Source organism: Allobosea sp. (assembly GCF_030695125.1).
In the GTDB taxonomy this organism is placed as follows: Bacteria; Pseudomonadota; Alphaproteobacteria; order Rhizobiales; family Beijerinckiaceae; genus Allobosea.
The window spans coordinates 36,502-60,947 of record NZ_JAUYTP010000058.1; the positions used below are offsets into that span (position 1 = coordinate 36,502).

The following is a 24,446-nucleotide window of genomic DNA, read 5'->3' on the forward strand; positions in this document are numbered from 1 at the left end:
GGTGACGCGCTCCCGAAAGGGGGCTGCATCCGCAGATCGGGCGAGCCGGAGCGAGGGAATGTCGGGCGACTACGAGATCCAGTACAACAACCGCGCCCGCGTGCCGGAGCATCCGCAGATCATCGCGAGTTGGGCCGGGGATGCCGAGGCCTATCGCGCCGAGGCCCTGTGCGAGCTGGGCGTGTCCTATGGCGAGAGCGAGCGCCAGCGCTACGACCTGTTCAAGCCCGAGACGATGCGCGGCAACGCCATCGTCCTGTTCATCCATGGCGGCTACTGGCAGGCGCTCGACCGGAGCTTCTTTTCGCATATGGCGCGCGGGCTGAACCGGCGCGGCGTCCCCGTTGCGGTCGTCGGCTATGATCTCTGCCCGCAGGTCGAGGTCGGCCACATCGTCTGGGAGATGCAGCATGCGGCCGCGGCCCTGTGGCAGCGCTACACGCTGCCGGTGGTCGCGAGCGGCCACTCGGCGGGTGGGCACCTTGCCGCCTGCCTGCTCGCGACCAACTGGGCCAATGTCGAGGAGAACCTGCCGGAGCATCTCGTGCCGGCCGCTTACGGCATTTCGGGCCTCTACAATCTGAAGCCTCTGACGGAGACCAGCATCAACGGTGCGCTCAATCTCAGCTTCGAGGCGGCCGAGCGCGAGAGCCCGCTGTTCTGGCCGGCGCCCTCCGGCCTGGTCATGGACGCCGTCGTCGGCGGCGAGGAGAGCGAGGAGTACTTCAAGCAGAGCCGCCGCATCGTCGATGTCTGGGGGCTGTCGGGCGTCCGCACCCGCTATGAGGAGATCGCCGGCGCCAACCACTTCACGGTGATCGCGGGCCTCGCCGATCCCGAGAACGCCATGACGCGCCGCATCGCCGAACTCGCCGGCGCTTGATCTGACGGGGCGGGAGGCTCTATCCAGATCGGGCGCGGCGGCTGCGGCGGGCGGCCTCCCGGCCGCCGGACGGGCCAGACCGCAGACGAGATCCGGAGCCCGCGATGCAGACCTTCTTCGTCGAGATCAAATGCAAGCTCGGCAAGACCTATGAGGTCGCCAGCGAACTCGCCGATCGCGAGATCGCCTCCGAGATCTATTCGACCGCCGGCAATTACGACATCCTGGCGAAGTTCCATGTCGCGGCCGATGTCGATATCGGCCATTTCGTCGCCCAGAAGGTGCAGTCGATCCCCGAAATCGCCGACACCCACACGATCATCACCTTCAAGGCGTTTTAGGCCGGCGGGGTGCATCGCGCACTTCGCGCGCCAGACGGCGTGCTGACCGGCATTCCGCTTTCTCACCACGCATTATTGCCGCCGTCGCGCTTGACGCGGCGGGGCTTTCCGCGCGACCTCCTGCCCTCGAATTGCGATGCGAAGGAAGCGTGGGGATGGCTAAGAGCACCTTGTCGGCGGATATGCGCTCGGGCGCGCTCGTCTATCACCGCCTGCCCCGCCCCGGTAAGATCGAGATCCAGGCGACCAAGCCGCTCGGCAACCAGCGCGACCTCGCGCTCGCCTATTCCCCCGGCGTCGCCGCCGCCTGCGAAGCCATCGTCGACGATCCCTCCCAGGCCGCCGAGCTGACTTCGCGCCAGAACCTCGTCGCCGTCATCACCAACGGCACCGCCGTGCTGGGGCTGGGCGACATCGGCCCGCTCGCCTCCAAGCCGGTGATGGAGGGCAAGGCTGTCCTGTTCAAGAAATTCGCCGGGATCGACTGCTTCGACATCGAGGTCGAGCAGAAGAACATCGATAAATTCGTCGAGGTCGTCGCGGCGCTGGAGCCGACCTTCGGCGGCATCAATCTCGAGGACATCAAGGGCCCGGAATGCTTCGAGATCGAGGAGCAGCTCAAGGCCCGGATGAACATTCCGGTCTTCCATGACGATCAGCACGGCACGGCGATCATCGTCTCGGCGGCGATCCTGAACGGGCTCGATCTGTCGGGGAAGAAGATCGGCGACGTCAAGATCGTCGTGTCCGGCGCGGGCGCCGCCGCGCTGGCCTGCCTCAACCTGCTGGTCGAGCTCGGGGCCCAGCGCAAGAACATCTGGGTCACCGACCTGGAAGGCGTCGTCCACAAGGGCCGCAACACCCTGATGGACCGCTGGAAGGAGGTCTATGCGCAGGAGACCGACGCCCGCACGCTGGCCGAGGTGATCCCCGGCGCGGATGTCTTCCTCGGCCTCTCGGCCGCCGGCGTGCTGAAGCCCGAGATGGCCAAGGCGATGGGTCCCAAGCCGCTGATCCTGGCGCTGGCCAATCCCAACCCCGAGATCACGCCGGAGGACGCGCTGGCGGTGCGGCCCGACGCGATGATCTGCACCGGGCGCTCGGACTATCCCAACCAGGTCAACAACGTCCTCTGCTTCCCCTACATCTTCCGCGGTGCGCTCGACGTGCAGGCGACGACGATCAACGAGGCGATGAAGCTTGCAGCCGTGCGCGCCATTGCGGCGCTGGCGCGCGAGGCGACGTCGGACATCGCGGCGCGCGCCTATGGCGGTGAATCCTCGACCTTCGGGGCAACTTCGCTGATCCCCAACCCGTTCGATCCGCGGCTGATCATCCGCATCGCGCCGGCCGTCGCGCAGGCGGCGATGGCGACCGGCGTGGCGCGCAAGCCGCTCGCCGACATCGAGGCCTATCGCGAGGAATTGTCGCGCTTCGTCTTCCGCTCCGGCTTCATCATGAAGCCGCTCTTCGCCCAGGCGAAGGCCGACCCCAAGCGCGTGATCTATGCGGAGGGCGAGGATGAGCGCGTGCTGCGCGCCGCCCAGATCGCGCTGGAAGAAGGGCTCGCGATCCCGATCCTGATCGGCCGCCCGAGCGTGATCGAGAGTCGCGTGCAGCGGTTCGGCCTGTCGATCCGGCCGGGCGTCGACTGCGAGGTGATCAACCCCGAAGACGACCCGCGCTATCGCGACTACGTCCAGACCTATCTCGACATCGCCGGCCGGCGCGGCATCACCCCCGAGGCGGCACGCTCGCTCGTGCGCACCAACAACACGGTGATCGCGGCGCTGGCGGTGGCGCGCGGCGAGGCGGATGCGATGATCACGGGCCTCGAAGGCCGGTTCATGTCGCGGCTGCGGCACATCAAGGACATCATAGGCCTGGCGCCTGGCGTCTGCGACATCTCGGCGATGACGCTGATCATCACCAACAAGGGCGCCTTCTTTCTCGCCGACACCCATGTGAAGCATGATCCCAGCGCCGAGGAGATCGCGGACATGACGGTGCTGGCGGCGAGCCATGTCGCCCGCTTCGGCATCGAGCCCAAGATCGCTTTGCTCTCGCATTCGGATTTCGGCGCGGCGGACACGCCCTCGGCGCTCAAGATGCGCAAGGCGCTCGGCCTGATCCGCGAGCGCGCGCCGGAGCTGGAATGCGATGGCGAGATGGAGGCCGATACCGCGCTGGTGGCGATGGTGCGCGAGCGCGTCCTGCCCTCCTCGCGGCTCAAGGGCGTCGCCAATGTGCTGATCTTCCCCAATCTCGACGCGGCCAACATCGCCTACCAGTTCGCCAAGGTGCTGGCGGATGCGCTGCCGGTGGGACCCATCCTGATCGGCGCGGCCAAGCCCGTGCACATCCTCACCGGCTCGGTGACAGCGCGCGGCGTCGTCAACATGACCGCGGTGGCGGTGGTCGAGGCGCAGGAGCGGGCGGCGGCTGCGGCGGGCTAGCCGCGGCGCCGGATCCGTTTTCCTGGAGCAGATGGCTCCGGGCGCTTGGCAGGCCGTCAAAGCCGGGCTCTACTTCCCTTCGCGAATCCCTGCTTTGCGGCCGTGTCGTCGTCCGAGGGGAGATTGTCGATGTTCACAGCCCTGCGCCGCGCGGCCTCCCCAATGCTGGCGGCACTGCTGGTGCTGGCAGGTGTCGGCCCGGCCCTGGCCCAGGGCGTGCTCCACCGCGGCAACGACGGCGATCCGCGCAGCTTCGATCCCCACCAGTCGACGACCGTGGCCGAGGCGCATCTGCTGCGCGACCTGTCCGAAGGGCTGGTGATCCACAATATGCGGGGCGCGGTCGTCCCCGGCGTCGCCGAAAGCTGGACGACGAGCGAGGATGGCAGGATCTGGCGCTTCGCGCTGCGCGAGACCGCGCGCTGGTCCAATGGCGACCCGGTGACGGCGGGAGATTTCGTGGCCTCGTTGCGGCGCGTGCTCGATCCACGCAGCGGCGCTCCTTCCGCCGCGCTGCTCTACCCGATCCTGAACGCGGAGAAGCTGCACAAGGGCGCCGAAGGGACGACCCCCACCGATCTCGGGGTGAGCGCACCCGAGCCGCTGCGCCTCGAGATCACGCTGGAGCGGCCGACGCCCTATCTGCTCGCGCTCTTGACGCACCCGGCCGGGCTGCCGGTCCACCGCTCGATGATGGAGCGGATCGGGAGAAGCGGCGCCGGGCCGGAGGCGCTGGTGACCAACGGGCCCTATCGCCTCCGGGAGTTCGTGCCCAATTCGCATATCCGGCTGGACCGGAACCCGGCCTTCCATGACGCCGCGAACGTCGCGGTCGAGACGGTGATTGTCTATCCGAGCTCGGACCCCGCCGTCGCGGCGCGGCGTTTCCAGGCCGGAGAGCTGCACCTGACGACCGACATCCCCGCTGACCAGATCCAGGGTCTGCGGGCCAAGCTCGGCGCGCAGGTCAAGATCGCGCCGGGGCTGGGCACCTATTTCCTCGTGCTCAACACGGCCAAGCCCCCCTTCAACGACACCCGGGTGCGAAGGGCGCTTTCACTGGCGATCGACCGCGAGTTCATCGCGGAGCGGATCTGGAGCGGGGCGATGCTGCCGGCCTATGGCGTGATCCCGCCCGGCATCGGCCATTACGGCGAGCGCGCCGAGCTCGACTTCAAGATGGCCACGCCGCTGGAGCGTGAGGAGGAGGCGCGCCGGCTCCTGGCCGCAGCCGGGTTCGGGCCCGGTGTGCCGCTGCGGCTGGAGTTGCGCTACAACCGCAGCGACGACAACCGCCGCACCATCCAGGCCATCGCCGAGCAGTGGACGGCGATCGGCGTCGAGACCTCCCTGTTCGAGACCGACAGCGCCAGTCATTTCGCGCATCTGCGCGAGGGCGGCGAATTCGACGTCGCGCGCTATGGCTGGATCGCCGATTATTCCGATCCCCAGAATATCCTGTTCCTGTTCCAGAGCGACACGCACAGCTTCAACTTCGGCCGCTTCGCCGATCCGCAGTTCGACAGGCTGATGGCGCTCGCCGCCGCCCAGCCAGATCTCGCGGAGCGGGCGGCCATCCTGCGCGAGGCCGACAGCGTCATCGCCCGCGAGCAGCCCTGGATACCGGTGCTGCACTACACGACGCGCAATCTCGTCTCGCCGAAGCTTACCGGCTTCGCACCCAACCCGCATGGTGCGATCCCCAGCCGCTTCCTCAGCCTCCGGCCCTGAATCCGGAAGGGATGTCCCGGAAAATGCCGGGGCGCCCCGCGCTGGCGAAGGGGCATTCGCCCTCGCGCCCGCGGCGTTCGTCGGCTAGGACAGTCCTGCCTTTCAACCGCTGACGAGACCTGATCGATGAGCCGCATTGTCTATGTGAACGGCGCCTATCTGCCGGAGGAAGACGCCACCATCTCGATCTTCGACCGCGGCTTCATCTTCGGCGACGGCATCTACGAGGTTTCGGCCGTGATCGGCGGCAAGCTCGTCGATTGCGAGGCGCATCTGGCGCGGCTCGCGCGCTCCTGCGGCGAGATCAGGCTCGCCCTGCCCTGGTCGACGGCGGAACTGGTGGCTATCCATGATGAACTTATCAAGCGCAACGCGTTGGACGAGGGCGGCATCTATCTGCAGGTCTCGCGCGGCGCCTCGGACCGCGATTTCGCCTTCCCGAAGGACGTGCCGCCGACGCTGGTGATGTTCACCCAGGCGCGCAACTTCGTGAACGCGCCGACGGTAAAGACCGGCATCAAGGTCGTCTCGACGCCGGATCTGCGCTGGGCCCGGCGCGACATCAAGAGCGTCAACCTGCTCGCCCCGGTGCTCGCCAAGCAGTTCGCCGCCGAAAACGGCGCGCAGGAAGCCTGGATGATCGAGGACGGCGTCGTAACCGAGGGCGCCTCGTCGACCGCCTGGATCGTCAAGGGCAAGACGCTGATCTCGCGGCCGCTCTCCAACAAGGTCCTGCCCGGCATCACCCGCAAGGCCGTGCTGGCGTATATCGCGGAGACGGGCTTCACTTTCGAGGAGCGCGAATTCACGTTGCAGGAGGCGCTGGATGCCGAGGAGGCCTTCATCACGTCGGCGACCAGCCTCGTCATGCCGGTGACGACGATCGACGGCCACAGCATCCACAACGGCGCACCGGGCCCCACCGCGCTGCGCCTGCGCGAGATCTATATCGACTTCGCGCGCAAGGGCGGCGTGCTGGGGTGACCTGATACGGTCTCTTCCGCAACCTCCTCGTCATCCCGGACAAGCGGCGCAGCCGCGCCGATCCGGGATCCATCGGAGAGCGCAATTCCCTACGATGGATCCCGGAGCTCCGCTTCGCTGCGTCCGGGATGACGGGGAGGTTCGGGCGTCAATCCGGATGGGACGGTCGCGGCACCCGCTCGCCCATCACGTAAGTCGCGACGACGTTGCGCTCGTCGCCGAGCGTGACCAGCACGAACAGCTCCTCGGCCAGATCGCGCGCCGTCTCGAGCCGGTGTGCCATGGCCCGCTGGGCGGCAGCATCGAGCACGACAACGTCGGCCTCATGGCCGGGCTCCAGCGAGCCGATCAGATGGTCGAGCTTCAGCGCCTTGGCGTTGCCCAGCGTGATGGCGTGGAGCGCGGCGAAGGCCGAGAGCGATTGCCCCTGCAACTGCAGCACCTTGTAGGCCTCCGACATTGTCCGCAGCATCGAATAGGAGGTGCCGCCGCCGATATCGGTCGCGACTGCCACCGGCACGCCCTCCGCCCGGGCGCGGGACCAGTCGAACAGTCCGGAGCCGAGGAAGAGATTCGAGGTCGGGCAGAACACGGCGACGCTGCCGGTTTCGGCGAAACGCCGCCATTCCCGGTCGGTCATGTGGATGCAGTGGCCGAGCAGGCTTCTGGGGCCGAGCAGTCCGTAATGCTGATAGATGCCGGCATAGTCGCCAGGCTCGGGATAGAGTTCGTTGGCGAGCGCGATCTCGGCGCGGTTCTCGTTGATATGAGTCTGGACATGGCAGTCGGGATGCTCGGCGGCCAGCCGCCCGGCGGCCTCCATCTGCTCCGGCGTCGAGGTCACGACGAAGCGCGGGGTGATGGCGTAGAGCTGGCGGCCCTTGCCGTGCCAGCGCGCGATGAGCGCCTTCGAGTCGGCATAGCTGCTCTCGGCTGTATCGGTGAGCGCTTCGGGCGCGTTGCGGTCCATCATCACCTTGCCGGCGATCATGCGGGTGTTGCGGCGCTCGGATTCGGCAAACAGCGCTTCCGCCGATTGCGGATGCACGGAACAGTAGATCACCGCCGTCGTGGTGCCGTTGGCCAACAACTCATCGAGCAGGAAGGTCGCGAGCTTCTCCGGGTGGCCCTGCTGCGCCAGACGCTGCTCCTCGACGAAGGTGTAGCGCTCGAGCCAGTCCATCAGCTGGGCGCCATAAGAGGCGATCACCTGCGTCTGCGGCATGTGAAGATGGGCGTCGATGAAGCCGGGCATGATCAGATGCGGGCGGTGGTCGATGATCTCCGCCCCCGCCGGCAGGGTTGGCAGGATGGCCTCCGCCGCACCGACCGCGCGGATCATGCCGCCCTCGATCACCAGCACCCCGTCCGCGACATAACGATGCGCCGCCTCGCCGAGGTCGTGCGGATCGGCCACGAACCACAAAAGGCGGCCGCGCAGGGCACGAAGGGGACTGGTCTGGCTCAAGGATTGGCACTCCGGCTCGGATTCACATCACATCTGCACCAAATCAAAGCTTCCGGCCAAGCGGGGATCATGCCTAATCTGAGAGCATGATTTGTGTCGCATCGGATCAGTCCCGACCCTCGCCCTTCGTGCCGTCATCCCGGACGCAGCGAAGCGGAGATCCGGGATCCATTCCGGAGCGCGTCCAGCAGAGGTTCCGGCATGGATCCCGGGTCTCCCGGAGCCTGTCCTTGGGCCGGCCAAAGGCCGGACCCGAGGGGGCACCCGGGATGACCCACAATGGAGCGCTCAGCACCATGCGAGCCGCCCATGCGTGACACGGTCCGCTTCCTCCTCGGCGACGCGCTGATCGAGATCGCAAACTGCGATCCGACGTTGACGGTGCTCGACTGGCTGCGGCTGGAGCGGCGCCTGACCGGCAGCAAGGAAGGCTGCGCCGAGGGTGATTGCGGCGCCTGCACGGTCGTCGTCGGCCGGCTCGATCGCGGTCGGCTGCGCTATGAGGCGATCAATGCCTGCATCCGCTTCCTGCCGACGCTCGATGGCTGCCAGGTGCTGACGGTCGAGCATCTGAAAGGCCCGGACGGCAGCCTGCACCCGGTGCAGCAGGCGATGGTCGACTGTCACGGCTCGCAATGCGGCTTCTGCACGCCGGGCATCGTGATGTCGCTCTTCGCGCTCTGGCTGAACGAGGATGCGCCATCGGTTGCGCGCATCGAGGATGCGCTGGCGGGGAATCTCTGCCGCTGCACCGGCTACGAGCCGATCATCGCGGCAGCGCTGCGCATGTCATCCGGCGGCCATGACAGGCCGGACTACGAGGCGGTCACCGCGAGGCTGCATGATCTCGAAGACGACGAGACTCTCGCCCTCTCCGGCCCCGGCGGGCACTTCTTCGCCCCGGCGACCGTCGAGGAGCTGGCGGATCTGGTGGCCGCCCATCCCCAGGCGACGCTGGTCGCGGGCGCGACCGATGTCGGGCTCTGGGTGACGAAGGGCATGCGACGGCTCGACCCGGTCATCTCCCTCGGGCGCATCGCGGCGCTGCGGGAGATCGCGGATCGGGGCGACCGCGTCGTCATCGGTGCGATGGCGACGCATGCGGAGGTTCGCCCCGTGCTGGCATCGCTTTCGCCGCAGCTCGACGAATTGATGCGCCGCTTCGGCGGCGAACAGGTCCGCAACGCCGGCACGATCGGCGGCAACATCGCCAATGGTTCGCCGATCGGCGATCTGCCGCCGGCGCTGATCGCGCTGGGGGCGACGCTCGTGCTGCGTCGTGGCGGCGAACAGCGCCAAATCCCCTTGGAGAACTTCTTCCTCGACTACCGCAAGCAGGACCGGCGCGAGGGCGAGTTCGTCGAGGCGGTGATCGTGCCCAGGCCGGGCCCCGATGCGCTGATCCATGTCTCGAAGATCTCGAAGCGCTTCGACGAGGACATCTCCGCCGTCTGCGGCGCCTTCCTGCTGCGGCTCAATTCCGCTGGCCGCATTGCGGAGGCCCGGCTGGCCTATGGCGGCATGGCGGGCACGCCCAAACGCGCCGCCGCCGCGGAAGCCGCGCTGACCGGCCGGCGCTGGGACGAGGCCGCCGTGAACGCTGCAATAGCCGCGCTGGCCAGCGATTTCACGCCGCTCAGTGACATGCGCGCCTCGGCCGGCTACCGGCTGACGGTCGCGGGGAACCTGCTGCGGCGGTTCCTGATCGAGACGACGCAGCCCGATGTCGAGACCCGCGTGGCCGGCCAACTCGCGGAGGCGGCCCATGGCTGATGCGCGCCGTCGGCTCGAAAGCGAAACCTCCGCAATGGTCGGAGCGCCGCGCATCCACGATTCCGCCACCCGCCATGTCGCGGGCGAGGCCGTCTATATCGACGACATCGCGGCGCCGGAGGGGCTGCTGCACGCCTATCTTGGTCTCAGCCGCATCGCCCATGGCCGGCTGGTCTCGCTCGATCTCGCGCCCGTGCTGGCGGCGCCCGGCGTGGTCGCGGTGCTGACGGCGGCCGATATTCCCGGCGTCAACGACATCTCCTCGACGCATCGCCATGACGAGCCGGTCTTCGCGACGCAGACGATCCTGCATCACGGCCAGCCGCTCTTCGCCGTCGTCGCGCAGACGCGCCAGGCGGCGCGGGAGGCGGCGGCTCTGGCGCAGGCGGTCTATGAGGAGACCCCGCCCGTGCTCGACGTCGCGGCGGCCCGCGCGGCCGGCGGCAGGCTGGTGACCGACCCGCTCAAGCTCGAGCGCGGCGATGTCGCTGCCGCGCTGGCGGAAAGCCCGCGACGCCTCAAGGGCTCGATGACGATCGGCGGGCAGGATCATTTCTACCTCGAAAGCCAAATCGCGCTCGCGATTCCCGGCGAGGAGGAGGACATGCAGGTCTTCTCCTCGACGCAGCATCCCAGCGAAGTGCAGCACATGGTGGCGCAGGTGCTGGGCGTCGCCTCCCATGCCGTCACCGTCGAAGTCAGGCGCATGGGCGGCGGCTTCGGCGGCAAGGAGACCCAGTCCAATCTCTTCGCCTGCGTCGCCGCGCTCGCCGCGCGCAAGCTGAAGCGCCCCGTGAAGCTCCGGCCCGACCGCGACGACGACATGATCGTCACAGGCAAGCGGCACGACTTCGTCGTCGATTACGAGATTGGCTTCGACGACGAGGGACGCATCCATGCGGTCGACGCGGTCTATGCGGCGCGCTGCGGCTGGAACGCGGATCTGTCGGGGCCGGTGACGGACCGGGCGTTGTTCCACATGGACAATTGCTATTTCTACCCGGCGGTGCGGGGACGCTCCGAGCCGCTTTTGACGAACACCGTGTCGAACACGGCCTTCCGCGGCTTCGGCGGGCCGCAGGGCATGGTCGGGGCCGAGCGCTTCATCGAGGAGGTCGCCTTCGCGACCGGGCTCGACCCGCTGGAGGTGCGCCGGCGCAACCTCTATGGCGGCACGCCCGGCGAGGGGCCCGGCCGCGATCTGACGCCCTATCACCAGACGGTGACGGACAACATCGCGGGCGAGGTGATCGCACGGCTGGAGCGCTCCTGCGACTACCGCGCAAGGCAGGCAGCGATCCGCGAAGCGAATGCGAGAAGCCCGGTCGTGAAGCGCGGGATCGCGCTGACGCCGGTCAAGTTCGGCATCTCCTTCACGGCCACCTGGTACAATCAGGCCGGCGCCCTGGTGCATGTCTACACCGACGGTTCGGTGATGCTGAACCATGGCGGCACCGAGATGGGCCAGGGGCTTTACGTCAAGGTGGCGCAGGTGGTGGCGCAGGCCTTCGGCATCGGCCTCGACCAGGTCAAGATCACCGCGACGACGACCGGCAAAGTGCCCAACACCTCCGCTACCGCGGCCTCCTCCGGCTCCGATCTCAATGGCATGGCGGCGCTCGACGCCTGCGCGACGATCAAGGCGCGGCTGACCGAATTCGCCGCCCGGCACTGGCAGGAAAGCCCGGAGGCGATCGTCTTCCGGCCGGGCTTCGTGCAGGTCGGCGCCCGCGAGATCGCCTTCGCCGATCTGGTCAAGGCGGCCTATATCGGCCGCGTCCAGCTCTCGGCCACCGGCTTCTACGCGACGCCCAAGATCCATTGGGACCGCAAGGCCGGGCGCGGCCAGCCCTTCTACTATTTCGCCTATGGCGCGGCCGCCGCCGAGGTCGCGGTCGATACGCTGACCGGCGAATACAAGGTCGAGCGCGTCGACATCCTGCATGATTGCGGGACCTCGCTGAACCCGGCCATCGACAAGGGCCAGATCGAGGGCGGCTTCATCCAGGGCATGGGCTGGCTGACGACCGAGGAGCTGGTGTGGGATGCCAAGGGCGTGCTGAAGACGCATGCGCCCTCGACCTACAAGATCCCGGTCGCCTCCGACCGGCCCCGCATCTTCAACGTCGCACTGCTGGAGAACGCCCCCAATCGCGAGGCGACGATCCACCGCTCCAAGGCGGTCGGCGAGCCGCCGCTGATGCTGGCGATCAGCGTGCTGCATGCGCTGTCGGATGCGGTCGCGAGCGTCGGGGGCCATCGGATCTGCCCGCGGCTCGATGCGCCCGCCACGCCCGAGCGCGTGCTGGCGGCGGTGGAGCGGGTTCGGGCGGAGGCGGGTCGATGAGTGTCTCCGCCTTCCTCGCCCGCCACCTCGCGGATGGCGCTATCCTCATGGCCCTCACCCGTGCCGCCGGGTCCACACCCCGCGAGGCCGGCGCGACGATGGCGGTGAGCGAAACCGGCGCGGCCGGGACGATCGGCGGCGGGCAGCTCGAGTTCCACTGCCTCGACATCGCCCGCGCGATGCTGGTGGCGGGCGAGACGGAGCGAGCGCTGGACATTCCGCTCGGCCCCCAGATGGGCCAGTGCTGCGGCGGGCGGGTGCAGGTCTCGCTGCGGCGCGCGACATCGGCGGACCTCGCAATGCAGCTGGCGCGGGAGCGGGCCGAGGCCGGGACGCGCCCGGCCGTGCTGGTGTTCGGTGCCGGGCATACCGGGCGGGCCCTGGTCGAGGCGCTGGCCCCCCTGCCTTTCCAGGTGACGCTGATCGACGATCGCGACGGCGTCATGGATGGGCTGCCGGCAGCGGTGACCTGCATCCGCATGGCCGATCCTGTCGCGGCCGTCGCCATGGCGCCGTCTGGTGCGGCCCATGTCGTTCTCACGCATAGCCACGCGCTCGACTACCGCCTGACCGAGGCCGCGCTGCAGCGGGGCGATGCCTCTTACGTCGGGATGATCGGCTCGGCGACCAAGCGAGCGCGGTTCGAGGCCGGCTTCCTGCGCACCGGGGGACGACGCGAGGCGCTGTCCCGCCTCACCTGCCCGATCGGCGGCGCCGATGTGGACGACAAGCGGCCGCAGGTGATCGCGGCCTTGACGGCCGCCGAGCTGGTGCGGAGTTTGCTTCGGAAACAACAGGCTTCCCGAGGAGCCGGAGCGGAGGAACGGGCCGGCCATGACGCAACCGCCTGACCAGACGGTTCGCCCCCGGCTTGCCCTGTCGGGCATCTCCAAGAGCTTCCCAGGTGTGAAGGCCAACGAGGACATCAGCCTCAGCGTCCGCCCGGGCGAGATCCACGCTTTGCTCGGCGAGAACGGCGCCGGCAAGTCGACGCTGGTGAAGATCATCTACGGCGTGCAGCAGGCCGACAGCGGCACCATCGCCTGGGACGGCGCGCCGGTCTCGATCCCCTCGCCCAAGGCCGCGCGGCGGCTGGGCATCGGCATGGTCTTCCAGCACTTCTCGCTGTTCGACGCGATGACGGTGATCGAGAACATCGCGCTCGGTCTCGACGAGGCAGTCGACCGGGACGCGTTGAAGGCGCGCGTCGCGGCCATCCTCGAAAGCTATTCGCTGCCGCTCGACCCCGAGCGCGAGGTCCATACGCTGTCGGTCGGCGAGCGGCAGCGCATCGAGATCGTGCGCTGCCTTTTACAGAATCCCCGGCTGCTGATCATGGACGAGCCGACCTCGGTGCTGACGCCGCAGGAGGTGGATAAGCTCTTCGGCACGCTGCGCCAGATCGCCGCGCAGGGCTGCGCGATCCTCTACATTTCGCACAAGCTCCACGAGATCAAGGCGCTGTGCGAGGCCGCCACGATCCTGCGGGCTGGCCGGGTCGTCGCGACCTGCGACCCGCGCGTCGAGAGCACGAAGCGCATGGCCGAGCTGATGATCGGCGCCGAGCTGCGCCAGATCGAGCATGGCGAAAGTGCCGGCGCCGGGCCGGTGCGGCTGTCGGTGTCCGGGCTGACGCTGCCGGGGGAGCCTCCCTTCGGCACTGACCTGCGCGCTGTCGCCTTCGAGGCGCGGGCCGGCGAGATCCTGGGCATCGCCGGCGTCGCCGGCAACGGCCAGTCCGAACTGCTGACGGCACTGTCCGGCGAACGGCCGGCGGACACGGCCGATGCGATCGCGCTCGACGGCAAGCCGGTGGGGCGGCTGGATGCGGGGGCGCGCCGGGCGCTCGGGCTCTGCTGCGTGCCCGAGGAGCGCAACGGCCATGCCGCGGTCCCCGATTTCTCGCTCGCCGACAATGCGATCCTGACCGCGCGCCACCGCCTGCCGCTGACGCCGCTCGGGCTGATCAGCACGGGAGACGTCAACCGCTTCGCCGATGCGGTGATCAAGCGCTTCGACGTCCGCACCACCGGCACGGCGGCGCTGGCCCGCTCGCTCTCGGGCGGCAATCTCCAGAAGTTCATCATGGGTCGCGAGATCGGCCAGACGCCCGGCGTGCTCGTCGTCTGCCAGCCGACCTGGGGGGTCGATGCGGGGGCAGCGGCGGCGATCCGGCAGGAACTGGTCGATCTCGCCGCCAAGGGCTCTGCGGTGGTGGTGATCTCGCAGGATCTCGACGAACTGCTCGAGCTGGCCGACCGGCTCTGCGTCATCAATGAGGGCCGGCTCTCTGCCCCGCGCGCGGTGGCCAGCCTCGGCATCGATGAGATCGGCCTGATGATGGGCGGGGTGCATGGGGCCGCCTCGCAGCCGGGAGCGCCGGCCCATGCTTGAATGGCGCCGCCGTCGCGAACCAAGCACGCTGATGCTCTGGCTCAGCCCCCTGATCGCAATCGGGCTGACGATGCTGCTCGGCATGATCGTGTTCACGGCGATGGGCTATGACGGCTTCCACGCGGTGGAGAGCATCTTCGTGACGCCCTTCGTCGAGCCGCAGCGCTGGCCCGATCTCGGCGTCAAGGCGGCGCCGCTGGTGATGATCGCGCTGGGGCTGGCGATCGGCTTCCGGGCCAATGTCTGGAACATCGGCGCCGAGGGCCAGTACATCATGGGCGCGATCGCCGGCACGGGCGTGGCCCTGGCGACGCACGGCATGACCGGCTGGTGGATTCTCCCCGTGATGGCGCTGGCCGGCGTGCTCGGCGGCATGGCCTGGGCGGCCGTGCCGGCCTTCCTGCGCGTGCGGCTGCAGGTCAGCGAGATCCTGACCAGCCTGATGCTGACCTATGTCGCGGTGCAGGGCCTCTACTACCTGGTGCGTGGCCCCTGGAAGGACCCGGACGGCTTCAACTTTCCGCAGACGCGGATGTTCGGGGCCGACCAGACGCTGCCGGCGATCATGCCGGGCTCGCTCGTCCATCTCGGCATCCCCGCGGCGCTGCTGATCGCGCTCGTCGCCTGTCTGCTGATGGAGAAAACGACCGCCGGCTATGCGGTCAAGGTCGTGGGTCTGGCGCCTGCTGCCGCGCGCCATGGCGGCTTCAGCGCCGACCGGGTGACCTGGGCGACCCTGCTCGCCAGCGGCGGGCTGGCCGGGCTCGCCGGGCTGTTCGAGGCGGCCGGCCCCTTCGGGCAGCTGACCCCGCAATTCCCGACCGGCTACGGCTTCACCGCGATCATCGTGGCGTTCCTCGGCCGGCTGAACCCGCTGGGTATCGTCTTCGGCGGCATCGTGCTGGCGGGAACCTATGTCGGTGGCGAGATCGCGCAGACGACCGTGCGGCTGCCGCAGGCGGCGACGGGCATGTTCCAGGCGCTGCTGCTGTTCGTGTTGCTGGCGACCGACGTGCTGGTGAAGTACCGCATCAGCTGGAAGGTGCGGGCGGCATGAGGGCGCGCTCGACAACCTGCACCTGTCATTCCGGGGCGCTGCGCAGCAGCGAACCCGGAACCCATGACGGGGTGCCCCCCTCCCGTCATTGCGAGCGCAGCGAAGCCATCCAGAGCGACGTGGAGCGTTCCCGTTCCTGGATTGCTTCGTCGCTGACGCTCCTCGCAATGACGGAAAGGTATCACCCGGTCGTGGGTTCCGGGTTCGCGCCTTTGGCGCGCCCCGGAATGACAGGGGTCGCGTTATGACGACCGCCATCCTCGTCTCGATCCTGATGACCCTCGTTGCCGCCTCGACGCCGATCCTGCTGGCGGCGCTGGGGGAACTCGTCACGGAAAAGTCCGGCGTCCTCAATCTCGGCGTCGAGGGCATGATGCTGTGCGGCGCGGTGGCGGGCTTCGCGGTCGCGTTCAGCACCGGCAGCACGATGCTCGGCCTCCTGGCGGCGGTGATGGCGGGCGTGGCCACCGCCATGGTCTTCGCCGTACTCACGCTGTCGCTGACGGCCAACCAGGTCGCGACGGGGCTGGCGCTGACGATCTTCGGCATCGGCGCCTCCTCGCTGATCGGCGCGGGCTTCGTCGGCCGCACGATCACGCGGCTCGGCCCGGTGTTTCCGGCCGCGCTCTCGGAGCATCCCCTGCTGCGTGCCATCTTCGGCCACGACATCGTGGTCTATCTCTCGCTCGCGCTGGTGCTCGGCGTCAGCCTGTTCCTGCGCAAGACGCGGCCTGGCCTGATCCTTCGGGCCGTCGGCGAGAACGATGCCTCGGCCCATGCGATCGGCTACCCCGTCATCGCCATCCGCTATGCGGCGATCGCCTTCGGCGGGGCGCTGGCGGGGCTGGGCGGGGCCTATTTCTCGCTGGCGCTGACACCGATGTGGGCCGACGGGCTCACCGCCGGTCGGGGCTGGATCGCACTCGCGCTCGTCGTCTTCGCCGCCTGGCGGCCGGGCCGCCTGCTGCTCGGCGCCTATCTGTTCGGTGCGGTGATGACGCTGGAGCTCCAGGCCAAGGCGGCCGGCATCACCTGGCTCGCGCCCGAGCTTCTTGCGATGACGCCCTATCTTGCGACCGTCGCGGTTCTGACCATGATGTCGCTGGGTCGCAGGGCGGGCCGGGCGAATGCGCCGGCCTGCCTCGGCAAGCCATTCTCGGCGTCGTGACGCCGCAACCAACCAGGGGAGACGCGTAGCATGACCTCCATCATCACCCGCCGCCGGTTCAATTTCGGAGCCGGCGCCACCGCCGCTACCCTGCCGCTGATCGGCGGCGGGGCGTCCGCCCAGGCGCCGCTGGGCGTCGGCTTTATCTATGTCGGCCCGGTCGGCGACCATGGCTGGACCTGGACCCATGACCAGGGCCGGCTGGCGCTGGAGAAGGAGTACGGGGCGAAGATCAAGACCAGCTTCATCGAGAAGGTGGCGGAGGGCCCCGATGCAGCGCGCGCGATCCGCCAGCTCGCCCAGGCCGGCAACCAGCTGATCTTCACGACCTCGTTCGGGTTCATGAACCCGACCATCCAGGTCGCCAAGCAGTTCCCCAACCTGAAGTTCGAGCACGCGACCGGCTATCAGCGCGCCGAGAACGTCGCGACCTACAATGCCCGCTTCTACGAGGGCCGCGCTGTCATCGGCACCATCGCCGGGCACATGTCGAAGTCCGGCCAGGCCGGCTACATCGCCTCCTTCCCGATTCCGGAGGTGGTGATGGGCATCAACGCCTTCACGCTCGCCGCCCGCAAGGTGAACCCGAACTTCAGGACCAAGGTGATCTGGGCCTCGACCTGGTACGACCCCGCCAAGGAGGCCGACGCCGCCAAGGCGCTGATCGACCAGGGTTGCGACATCATCACCCAGCACACCGATTCGGCGGCGGCTCTCCAGGCGGCCGAGCAGCGCGGCGTCTTCGCCTTCGGCCAGGCCTCCGACATGAAGGCCTTCGCCCCCAAGGCGCATCTGACCGCGATCGTCGACGACTGGTCGGGCTACTACATCAAGCGCGTCAAGGAGGTGATGGACGGCAGCTGGAAGAGCGGCGACGTCTGGCACGGCATCAAGGACGGCATGGTCAAGATCGCGCCCTATAACGACGCCGTGACGCCGGCTGCGCGCGCCGCTGCCGATGCGGTCACGAAGGGCATCGTCGCCGGCACGCTCCACCCCTTCACCGGGGAACTGAAGGACCAGAAGGGCGAAGTCCGCCTGAAGGCCGGCGAGACGGCGTCGGACGCGATCCTGTCCAAGATGGATTGGTATGTCGATGGCGTGCAGGCGTGAGGCCTGTCATTCCGGGGCTTCGCCTCGGCGAAGCACCTGGAACCCACGACCGGGCGAGCGTTGGCGAACGCTATCGGCACGGGTTTGACCCCGTCGTGGGTTCCGGGTTCGGCCTTGCAGGCCGCCCCAGAATGACAGCGAGGGGGCTGTCCAACATTCTTGCAGCGGCCCCCTTGCAGATATTTTAAGCTTGAAACAATATGCCCTCATCGTGCGGTCAAGGAGGTCGAGGGGACCCCTGTCGCGCTGTCGCTTTCTCGCTCGTCCCGGGAGGACATTCGACATGACACTCAAGTTTTCGCTTTCGCTCGGCGCCGGACTGCTCGCACTCGGCATCGCGTCGGCCCAGGCGCAGGAGCCGCTCAAGATCGGCGTCGTCAGCGTGCTGACCGGCCCGGCCGCGGCGCTCGGCCAGCAGGTCCGTGACGGCTTCCAGCTCGCGGTCAACCAGAACGGCGGCAAGCTCGGCGGCGTGCCGGTGCAGATCACCGTGATCGACGACGAGCTCAAGCCGGACGTCGCCGTCGGCAAGGTCAAGGCCTATGTCGAGAGCGCCAAGGCCGATTTCGTCGTCGGCCCGGTGTTTTCGAACATCCTCGGCGCGATCGCCAAGCCCGTGCTGGACTCCGGCGCCTTCCTGATCTCGCCCAATGCCGGCCCCTCGACCATGGCCGGCAAGGGCTGCCACCAGAATTTCTTCGTGACCTCCTACCAGAACGACCAGGTCCACGAGGTGCTCGGCAAGCATGCGCAGGACCAAGGCTACAAGCGCGCCTATATCATCGCGCCGAACTACCAGGCCGGTAAGGACTCGCTCGCCGGCTTCAAGCGCTACTTCAAGGGCGAGATCGTCGACGAGGTCTATGCGCCGCTGACCTCGATGGACTTCGCCTCCGACCTCGCCAAGATCGCCTCGACCAAGCCCGACGTGGTCTTCGCCTTCCTGCCGGGTGGGTTGGGCGTCAATTTCGTCAAGCAGTGGTCGCAGGCCGGCCTGCAGGGCAAGATTCCCTTCCTCTCGGCCTTCACGGTCGATGAATCGACCCTGCCGGCGCAGCAGGATGCAGCGGTCGGCCTGTTCGGCGGCATGACCTGGGCGCCCAACATGGACAACCCGCAGAGCAAGAATTTCGTCAGCGCCTATGAGGCGGCCTACAAGATCGTGCCGGGTTCCTATGCGATGCAGGCCTATGACGCGGCCATGCTGATCGACTCGGCCATCAAGGCAGCCGGCGGCACGGCCGACAAGGACAAGATCCGGGCCGCCCTGAAGAAGGCCGACTTCACCTCGCTGCGCGGCAAGTTCAAGTTCAACACCAATGGCTACCCGATCCAGGACTTCTACCTGGTCAAGGCCGCCAAGCGCGCGGACGGCAAGTTCCAGACCGAGGTCGTCTCGAAGGTGTTCACGGACTACGCCGACCCGCACGCGAAGGACTGCGCGCTGAAGTAAGCCTTTTCGTCATTCTCGGGCGAAGCGAAGCGCAGACCCGAGAATCTCTTTCCTGAGATGCTCGGGTCAAGCCCGAGCATGACGGGCGACATGACATGACCACCGGCCTCCTCATCGTCCAGATCCTGAACGGCCTCCAGCTCGGCATCCTGCTGTTCCTGGTCGCCGCCGGGCTGACGCTCGTCTTCGGCGTGATGGACTTCATCAACCTGGCGCATGGCGTGCAGTACATGCTCGGCGCCTATCTCGCCGTGACCTTCGTCGGCCTCACCGGCAGCTTCGTGCTCGGGCTGGTGCTGGCGCTGGCGGCTGCGCTGGTGATCGGGCTCGCGCTCGAATTCCTGGTTTTTCGACATTTGTACGAACGCGACCATCTCGACCAGGTGCTGGCGACGTTCGGGCTGATCCTGCTGCTCAACCAGGGCGTCAAGATGATCTGGGGTGCGGCGCCGCTCTCGGTGCCGGTCCCGGCCTTTCTGTCGGGCAATGTCGCGCTGCTCGACGGCATTCTCTACCCGACCTACCGCTTCGCGCTGATCGGCGCGGGTCTGGCGGTCGGCGCGCTGCTCTGGTTCGTGGTCGAGAAGACACGCGCCGGCATGCTGCTGCGGGCCGGCGCGTCGAACGCGCCGATGGTCTCGGCGCTGGGCGTCGACATCAACAAGCTGTTCATGATCGTCTTCGCCTTCGGGACGATGCTGGCGGCCTTCGCCGGCGCGATGGCGGCGCCGATCCTCTCGGTCGAGCCCGGCATGGGCGACAACATCCTGATCCTGGCTTTCGTGGTCATCGTCGTCGGCGGCATCGGCTCGATCCGCGGCGCCTTCGTCGGCGCGCTGATCGTCGGCCTCGTCGACACGCTCGGCCGTTCCTCGATGAACGATCTCCTGCGGTTGTTCATGAGCGCGCCCTCGGCCCGGGCGGCGGGTGCGGCCCTGTCCTCGATGCTGATCTATCTCGTCATGGCGATCGTGCTGTTCGTGCGGCCCGAGGGGCTCCTGCCCGCCAAGGGACGCGCATGAGCCTCGCCAGCACAGCGGCCGCGCCGCGACGCGACGCGCTCGCCGGCCGACGCCCGGTCGTCGCCATCCTCCTGTTTGCGCTGCTGGCCCTTCTGCCGGTCGCGGTCTCGCTCGGCCTGCCCTCGCATTGGCTGACGCTGGTGACGCGGGCGATGATCTTCGGCATCGCGGCGCTCTCGCTCGACTTGATCCTCGGCGTCGGCGGGATGGTCTCCTTCGGCCATGCCGCTTTTGTGGGGATCGGCGCCTATGCGACGGGGATCATGATCACCGAGGGCCAGACCGAGGCGCTGCTGATCCTGCCGGTCGTCCTCGTCATATGTGCGCTCTTCGGTGCGGTGACCGGCTTCGTGTCGCTGCGCACGCGCGGCGTCACCTTCATCATGATCACGCTCGCCTTCGGCCAGATGGTGTACTTCCTGGCGCAGGCACTCTCCGCCTACGGCGGCGATGACGGGCTGACCCTGTACGAGCGCAGCACGGTGCTGGGCTTCGACCTGTTCAAGAACCGCATCGGCTTCTTCTATGTGGTGCTCGGCGTGCTTCTCGCCTGCTATGCCCTCGTCAGCGTCATCGTCGCCTCGCGCTTCGGGCGGGTGCTGCGGGCCGCGCGCGAGAACGCGACGCGGGTTTCCGTGACGGGCTTCCACGTCTCGCGCATCCGGCTCGTCGCCTATGTGATCTCAGGCATGATCGCAGGGCTGTCGGGCTTCCTGCTCGCCAACCAGACCGAATTCGTCAGCCCGGCCTTCATGTCCTGGCCGCGCTCGGGCGAGCTGATCTTCATGGTCGTGCTGGGCGGCGTCGGCTCCTTGCATGGCGCGATCATCGGCGCGATCGCCTTCCTGGTCGCCGAAGACGTTCTGTCGGGCTGGACCGAGCACTGGAAGGTGATCTTCGGCCCGATGATCGTGCTGTTCGTGCTGTTCACGCGCGGCGGCATCGTTGGTCTGATGCGCAAGCTCGGGATCGCCCGGCATGACTGAGCCCGTGCTCGTTCTCTCGGGCCTGCAGAAGGCCTTCGGGGCGCTTAAGGTCACCGACGGCGTCAGCCTCTCGGTGGCGCCGGGCGAGTTGCATGCGCTCATCGGCCCCAATGGCGCCGGCAAGACGACGCTGGTGCATCAAATCTCCGGCATGCTGCGCCCGGACACCGGCAGCATCCGCTTCCGGGGAGAAGACATCACCGGTCTGCCGCCGGAACAGCGCGCCCAGGCCGGCCTGGCGCGCACCTTCCAGATCACCTCGACGATCCCGTCGCTGTCCGTTTTGGAGAATGTCGCGCTCGGCGTGCAGGCGCGGGCGGCGCATCCGCTGGCCCTGTTTCGCAACGCCGCCCGCGACGAAACTCTGAACGCGCCGGCCTGGGCGGCGATCGAGGCCGTGGGTCTGGCCGAGCGAGCCCATGTGCTGGCCGGGCGCCTGTCGCATGGCGAAAAGCGCGCGCTCGAGATCGCGATGGCGCTGACGCTGGAGCCCGCCGCCATCCTGCTCGACGAGCCGCTCGCCGGCGTCGGGCGCGAGGAGGGCGAACGCCTGATCGCGCTCCTCCAGAGTCTCAAGGGGCGTTACGCCATGCTGCTGGTCGAACACGACATGGAGGCCGTGTTCGCGCTGGCCGATACCGTCAGCGTGCTGGTCTATGGCCGCGTCATCGCCTCGGGCGATCCCGCGAGCGTGCGGGCCGACCCGGCGGTGCGCGAAGCCTATCTCGGCGAGGAGGGGTAAGGATGAGAGAGGGCGCCCCCCTTGTCATTCCGGGGCTTCGCAAAGCGAAGAACCCGGAACCCACGACTGGGTACGCTTGTCATGGCGCCATTGAATTGTCTCACCCGGTCGTGGGTTCCGGGTTCGCTGCGCGCCCCGGAATGACAGGAAGGGCGCCATGCTGATCGTCGAGGGGCTAGATGCCGGCTATGGCGAGGCGCAGATCCTGTTCGGCGTCGATCTGTCGATCGGCGAAGGCGAGGTCGTGACGCTGCTCGGCCGCAACGGCATGGGCAAGACCACGACGATCCGGGCGATCATGGGGATGATCAAGCCCAAGGCCGGCCGGGTCACCGTTGCGGGCCGGGATCTGACGGGCGCGGCCTCGTTTCGGATCGCGCAGGCCGGCATCGGGCTTGTGCCCGAGGGGCGGATGATCTTCCCGACGCTGTCGGTCGAGGAGAACCTGATCGCCACGGCCGCCAGCCGCTTCGGCACGCCGCGCTGGGACATCGCGCGGATTTATGCCTTCTTCCCGCGCCTGAAGGAGCGCCGCGCCAACCGCGGCAACCAACTCTCGGGCGGCGAGCAGCAGATGCTGGCGATCGGCCGGGCGCTGATGACCAACCCCCGGCTGATCATCCTCGACGAGGCGACGGAGGGGCTGGCCCCGATCATCCGGCAGGAGATCTGGGCCTGCCTGGCCGCGCTCAAGGCCGAGGGCGAGTCGATCCTGGTGATCGACAAGAACGTCGATGCGCTGGCCAAGATCGCCGACCGCCATGTCGTGCTGGAGAAGGGCCGCGTCGTCTGGCGCGGCTCCAGCGAGGATCTGCGCAGCGACAGCGCGGTCAAGGACCGCTTCCTGCATTTCTGACAGGCGATTGGTTGGAAGATGGAAGCGGACCGTCATCCTGGACAAGCGGCGCAGCCGCGCAGGCCGGGATCCATCATGGAGCTCTGTCGGTGCCTTATGATGGATCCCGGCCGACCTGCGGTCGTCCAGAATGACGGCGTGTTTCAACGCCAGAACGACCAGAGCAAAACGGAGAACCACCCATGATGAAACCACTGACCGCCGGCGTGACCCGGGCCAATGAAGGGCTCGATTCGATTTCCTGGAACATCCTCGGCCAGACCTATGTGCCGAAGTCGCTGAGCGAGGACTCCTTCTCCTGGCACGCGACCTTCCCGCCAGGCACCTTCGTGCCGCCGCATATCCACACCACGCAGGATGAGTTCATCTACATGCTCGAGGGGCGGCTCGACCTCGTGCTCGACGGGGCCGAGAGCCATGCCCTGCCCGGCGACCTGATCCGGCTGCCGCGCAATGTGCCCCACGGTCTCTTCAACAAGAGCGATTCCACCGTGAAGTGCCTGTTCTGGGTCGCGCCGACGGGACGTCTCTACGACCTGTTCTGGGGCATCCACTCGATGGCGGAGCAGAATCCCGCCGATGTCGTGGCGCTCTCGGCCAAGCACGAGGTCGATTTCCTGCCGCCGCCGCCCGACGGCGCCTGACGCCGACGGGGTAAGGTTAAGCGCAGGTAAAGGCTGCACCGGCGGCCGGTTTGCGGCAGTTTCGCCGGCAGCACGCCTCCGATCCCTCGGAGGCCCTTTGCGGGAGCCTGCCGATGATCGCCGATCGCCGCCTCCAGACGCGCAGCCGCCTCCACCAGCCGGCTCGGCTCGTGTTCAACGGCGAGCAGTCGGTGCTGGCCTGCACCGTGCGAAATCGCTCGCAGACCGGCGCAATGGTGCGGATGGCGGACTGGATCGAGCTTCCCGACACCTTCGAACTCGACATCCCGGCCGGCGACAGCCGTCGGGTCCGCCAATGCTGGCGGCGCGGCGACGATGTCGGGGTCGCCTTCCTGACGCCCGAGGAGGCCCGCCCGAGCGCCGTCGTCTCGCTGGCCGAGGCGCGCGCCCGCCGGGCCGACCGCGGCGATGCGGGCTGAGCCGCCCGTCTTTCGCGCATCCGGGCGACTGATCGTTAAACATTGAACGAGGCGGTTGCTGCAGCGCAGCGCGGACTCTGGCATGGTCACCTCGGGGCGGCATGGGGCCGCCCGGATGCAGACGGCCGGGATCGAGCCATGACCACGGAGCGGCGCCAGACACCACGGCTGCGCTCTCTTCTGGGCGCCCGAGCGCTGTACAACCAGAAGCGCGCGACCCTCGATTGCGTCGTTCGCAATATCTCCGACGGGGGCGCCCTCATCGTGGTGCCGGACTCGGTGCTCCTGCCCTCCGATTTCGAACTCGAGATCGCCCAGCGCCACTGCTGCTACCGTGCCCATGTCCGCTGGCGGACGGGTACGCGCATCGGCGTGTCCTTCGAGACCGAGGCGGTTCCGGAAACCGCAGGCCCTGCGGAAGCCGACGTCGCGATGCGCCTGCGCATGGCGGAGCGGGACAATGCCCGCATGAAGAGCCGCATTCAGCAACTGACCGAAGCCGGCTGACGGCAGCCAACGCCCCCGGCAGGCCAGGGAGCGAAACCCTCGCGCCCTGACGCGTTAAGGTTAACAGAAGGTTAAGCCGGC

The 24,446-nt window shown here is 68.1% G+C and carries 21 protein-coding genes; 20 read left to right on the forward strand and 1 reads right to left on the reverse strand.

The window, feature by feature from the left end; genetic code table 11:
- The first annotated feature begins 58 nt into the window (after nucleotides 1-58).
- The 5 genes from Q8S38_RS18375 to Q8S38_RS18395 all read left to right on the forward strand — a co-directional run bounded on the left by Q8S38_RS18375 (nucleotide 59) and on the right by Q8S38_RS18395 (nucleotide 6,395).
- On the forward strand, nucleotides 59-883 hold the full coding sequence (locus Q8S38_RS18375) for an alpha/beta hydrolase (RefSeq protein WP_305681794.1): 825 nt from the start codon (nucleotides 59-61) through the stop codon (nucleotides 881-883).
- Nucleotides 884-987: 104 nt separating this feature from the next.
- The gene (locus tag Q8S38_RS18380) at nucleotides 988-1,224 is read left to right on the forward strand and encodes an Lrp/AsnC ligand binding domain-containing protein (RefSeq protein ID WP_038361355.1); all 237 of its coding nucleotides are present in this window, start codon (nucleotides 988-990) and stop codon (nucleotides 1,222-1,224) included.
- Between the two features lie 155 nt (nucleotides 1,225-1,379).
- The gene (locus tag Q8S38_RS18385) at nucleotides 1,380-3,680 is read left to right on the forward strand and encodes an NADP-dependent malic enzyme (protein ID WP_305681795.1); all 2,301 of its coding nucleotides are present in this window, start codon (nucleotides 1,380-1,382) and stop codon (nucleotides 3,678-3,680) included.
- A gap of 129 nt (nucleotides 3,681-3,809) precedes the next feature.
- Nucleotides 3,810-5,411 (forward strand): peptide ABC transporter substrate-binding protein, encoded by a 1,602-nt coding sequence (locus Q8S38_RS18390; protein WP_305681796.1) that lies wholly within the window; start codon nucleotides 3,810-3,812, stop codon nucleotides 5,409-5,411.
- A gap of 126 nt (nucleotides 5,412-5,537) precedes the next feature.
- A complete protein-coding gene (locus tag Q8S38_RS18395; protein WP_305681797.1) occupies nucleotides 5,538-6,395 on the forward strand; it encodes a D-amino-acid transaminase in 858 nt (285 codons plus the stop codon).
- Between the two features lie 148 nt (nucleotides 6,396-6,543).
- Here the strand turns inward: Q8S38_RS18395 and guaD are convergent, their stop codons facing one another.
- Nucleotides 6,544-7,863 (reverse strand): guanine deaminase, encoded by a 1,320-nt coding sequence (gene guaD, locus Q8S38_RS18400; protein ID WP_305681798.1) that lies wholly within the window; start codon nucleotides 7,861-7,863, stop codon nucleotides 6,544-6,546.
- A 309-nt stretch (nucleotides 7,864-8,172) separates the two neighbouring features.
- On the opposite strand from guaD, the gene xdhA reads away from it, so the two are divergent.
- From xdhA to Q8S38_RS18475, 15 genes are all read left to right on the forward strand, one after another.
- Nucleotides 8,173-9,636, forward strand: a complete 1,464-nt coding sequence (gene xdhA / locus Q8S38_RS18405; protein WP_305681799.1) for a xanthine dehydrogenase small subunit — start codon at nucleotides 8,173-8,175, stop codon at nucleotides 9,634-9,636.
- A gap of 34 nt (nucleotides 9,637-9,670) precedes the next feature.
- Nucleotides 9,671-11,983, forward strand: coding sequence for a xanthine dehydrogenase molybdopterin binding subunit (gene xdhB, locus Q8S38_RS18410; RefSeq protein ID WP_371125919.1), 2,313 nt, complete (start codon nucleotides 9,671-9,673; stop codon nucleotides 11,981-11,983).
- Nucleotides 11,980-12,834, forward strand: coding sequence for a xanthine dehydrogenase accessory protein XdhC (xdhC, locus tag Q8S38_RS18415; protein WP_305681801.1), 855 nt, complete (start codon nucleotides 11,980-11,982; stop codon nucleotides 12,832-12,834). Before xdhB ends, xdhC begins: the two co-directional genes overlap by 4 nt.
- Nucleotides 12,818-14,377 carry an ABC transporter ATP-binding protein gene (locus Q8S38_RS18420; protein WP_305681802.1) on the forward strand — a complete coding sequence of 520 codons (1,560 nt, stop codon included), beginning with the start codon at nucleotides 12,818-12,820 and terminating at the stop codon, nucleotides 14,375-14,377. Before xdhC ends, Q8S38_RS18420 begins: the two co-directional genes overlap by 17 nt.
- Nucleotides 14,370-15,434: an ABC transporter permease gene (locus Q8S38_RS18425; protein ID WP_305681803.1), complete on the forward strand. Its 1,065-nt coding sequence runs from the start codon at nucleotides 14,370-14,372 to the stop codon at nucleotides 15,432-15,434. The genes Q8S38_RS18420 and Q8S38_RS18425 overlap by 8 nt, the downstream gene beginning before the upstream one ends.
- A gap of 244 nt (nucleotides 15,435-15,678) precedes the next feature.
- Entirely contained in the window at nucleotides 15,679-16,602 is a 924-nt protein-coding gene (locus Q8S38_RS18430) for an ABC transporter permease (protein WP_305681804.1), read from the forward strand.
- Between the two features lie 30 nt (nucleotides 16,603-16,632).
- A complete protein-coding gene (locus tag Q8S38_RS18435; protein WP_305681805.1) occupies nucleotides 16,633-17,715 on the forward strand; it encodes a BMP family ABC transporter substrate-binding protein in 1,083 nt (360 codons plus the stop codon).
- A 283-nt stretch (nucleotides 17,716-17,998) separates the two neighbouring features.
- Complete coding sequence (locus Q8S38_RS18440; RefSeq protein WP_305681806.1) at nucleotides 17,999-19,168, forward strand: ABC transporter substrate-binding protein; 1,170 nt, start codon at nucleotides 17,999-18,001, stop codon at nucleotides 19,166-19,168.
- 95 nt (nucleotides 19,169-19,263) lie between these two features.
- A complete protein-coding gene (locus Q8S38_RS18445; RefSeq protein WP_305681807.1) occupies nucleotides 19,264-20,190 on the forward strand; it encodes a branched-chain amino acid ABC transporter permease in 927 nt (308 codons plus the stop codon).
- Nucleotides 20,187-21,176 (forward strand): branched-chain amino acid ABC transporter permease, encoded by a 990-nt coding sequence (locus Q8S38_RS18450; RefSeq protein WP_305681808.1) that lies wholly within the window; start codon nucleotides 20,187-20,189, stop codon nucleotides 21,174-21,176. Before Q8S38_RS18445 ends, Q8S38_RS18450 begins: the two co-directional genes overlap by 4 nt.
- Nucleotides 21,169-21,918, forward strand: a complete 750-nt coding sequence (locus Q8S38_RS18455) for an ABC transporter ATP-binding protein (RefSeq protein ID WP_305681809.1) — start codon at nucleotides 21,169-21,171, stop codon at nucleotides 21,916-21,918. The genes Q8S38_RS18450 and Q8S38_RS18455 overlap by 8 nt, the downstream gene beginning before the upstream one ends.
- A 157-nt stretch (nucleotides 21,919-22,075) precedes the next feature.
- Complete coding sequence (locus Q8S38_RS18460) at nucleotides 22,076-22,774, forward strand: ABC transporter ATP-binding protein (protein ID WP_305681810.1); 699 nt, start codon at nucleotides 22,076-22,078, stop codon at nucleotides 22,772-22,774.
- Between the two features lie 185 nt (nucleotides 22,775-22,959).
- Nucleotides 22,960-23,418: a cupin domain-containing protein gene (locus Q8S38_RS18465; RefSeq protein WP_305681852.1), complete on the forward strand. Its 459-nt coding sequence runs from the start codon at nucleotides 22,960-22,962 to the stop codon at nucleotides 23,416-23,418.
- A 113-nt stretch (nucleotides 23,419-23,531) separates the two neighbouring features.
- Nucleotides 23,532-23,858, forward strand: coding sequence for a PilZ domain-containing protein (locus tag Q8S38_RS18470; RefSeq protein ID WP_305681811.1), 327 nt, complete (start codon nucleotides 23,532-23,534; stop codon nucleotides 23,856-23,858).
- Nucleotides 23,859-23,996: 138 nt separating this feature from the next.
- Complete coding sequence (locus Q8S38_RS18475; protein WP_305681812.1) at nucleotides 23,997-24,365, forward strand: PilZ domain-containing protein; 369 nt, start codon at nucleotides 23,997-23,999, stop codon at nucleotides 24,363-24,365.
- Nucleotides 24,366-24,446 lie beyond the last annotated feature (81 nt).